We start from the raw sequence: 1,201 nt of genomic DNA on the forward strand, positions 1-1,201 counted from the left end.
TCCAAGAAAGTTGATATAGCTCATTTGTTACGTTGGCTTAGCTTTTATAAAAAGCTAAAAAAATTGTTTGTTGACGTTCTTGTTTGTTTAGTTTTCAAAGAGCAATATGTTGTCTTGTTGACGACTTTAATATCTTAACAAATGCACTATTGCATTGTCAACATATTATTTAATTAATATTTTATCGTAAAAGACTTTGGTGGAGCCTAGCGGGATCGAACCGCTGACCTCCTGCGTGCAAAGCAGGCGCTCTCCCAGCTGAGCTAAGGCCCCAAATTAAAAAAATTAAATGGTCGGGAAGACAGGATTCGAACCTGCGACCCCTTGGTCCCAAACCAAGTGCTCTACCAAGCTGAGCTACTTCCCGTAAAAAATGGCGCGCCCGAAAGGAGTCGAACCCATAACCTTCTGATCCGTAGTCAGACACTCTATCCAATTGAGCTACGGGCGCAAATATTGTTTTACTTGTTGTTATGAACAATCAAATGGTGCCGAGGACCGGAATCGAACCGGTACGGTAGTCACCTACCGCAGGATTTTAAGTCCTGTGCGTCTGCCAGTTCCGCCACCCCGGCAATTTTGGAGCGGAAGACGGGATTCGAACCCGCGACCCCCACCTTGGCAAGGTGGTGTTCTACCACTGAACTACTTCCGCGTAAAAATTGCAATAAAAAGTATAAATAAGTGCGGGTGAAGGGAGTCGAACCCCCACGCCTTGCGGCGCCAGATCCTAAGTCTGGTGCGTCTGCCAATTCCGCCACACCCGCATATTTAAAAATTACTTTGCTGCTAAAAACTATGGTGAGCCATGAAGGACTCGAACCTTCGACCCTCTGATTAAAAGTCAGATGCTCTACCAACTGAGCTAATGGCTCGTACAATTAGTTTATACATAACTACCTAGTTTTTTATGCTTAAAATCCCTTCGGGATTTCGCGCATGCTTCCACTGATGTAAATCAACGAAGCAAGAAGCATGGTGCCGGCGAGAGGACTTGAACCCCCAACCTACTGATTACAAGTCAGTTGCTCTACCAATTGAGCTACCCCGGCAAATAATGTAGATGTTTTTCTTGGTGAAATCTTGAAAGTTATTTTCACTAACGTGAAAAAACTATGGTGGAGGATGACGGGATCGAACCGCCGACCCTCTGCTTGTAAGGCAGATGCTCTCCCAGCTGAGCTAATCCTCCATGTATAAA

9 tRNA genes are annotated in these 1,201 nt (G+C 45.0%); all 9 read right to left on the bottom strand.

From position 1 onward, the window contains the following. Nucleotides 1–197: 197 nt before the first annotated feature. Nucleotides 198–273: transfer RNA gene (locus SFC47_RS25740), tRNA-Ala, on the bottom strand. A 17-nt stretch (nucleotides 274–290) separates the two neighbouring features. Then, nucleotides 291–367, bottom strand: a tRNA-Pro gene (locus SFC47_RS25745). 7 nt (nucleotides 368–374) lie between these two features. Then, nucleotides 375–451: transfer RNA gene (locus SFC47_RS25750), tRNA-Arg, on the bottom strand. 35 nt (nucleotides 452–486) lie between these two features. Next, a tRNA-Leu gene (locus SFC47_RS25755) sits at nucleotides 487–575 on the bottom strand. A gap of 5 nt (nucleotides 576–580) precedes the next feature. Beyond that, nucleotides 581–655 (bottom strand) — tRNA-Gly (locus tag SFC47_RS25760). Nucleotides 656–685: 30 nt separating this feature from the next. After that, nucleotides 686–767: transfer RNA gene (locus SFC47_RS25765), tRNA-Leu, on the bottom strand. 32 nt (nucleotides 768–799) lie between these two features. After that, a tRNA-Lys gene (locus SFC47_RS25770) sits at nucleotides 800–875 on the bottom strand. Nucleotides 876–976: 101 nt separating this feature from the next. Then, nucleotides 977–1,052: transfer RNA gene (locus SFC47_RS25775), tRNA-Thr, on the bottom strand. Between the two features lie 64 nt (nucleotides 1,053–1,116). Continuing rightward, nucleotides 1,117–1,192, bottom strand: a tRNA-Val gene (locus SFC47_RS25780). Nucleotides 1,193–1,201 lie beyond the last annotated feature (9 nt).

It is taken from the genome of Neobacillus niacini (assembly GCF_046591715.1).
Taxonomy (GTDB): domain Bacteria; phylum Bacillota; class Bacilli; order Bacillales; family Cytobacillaceae; genus Neobacillus; species Neobacillus niacini_L.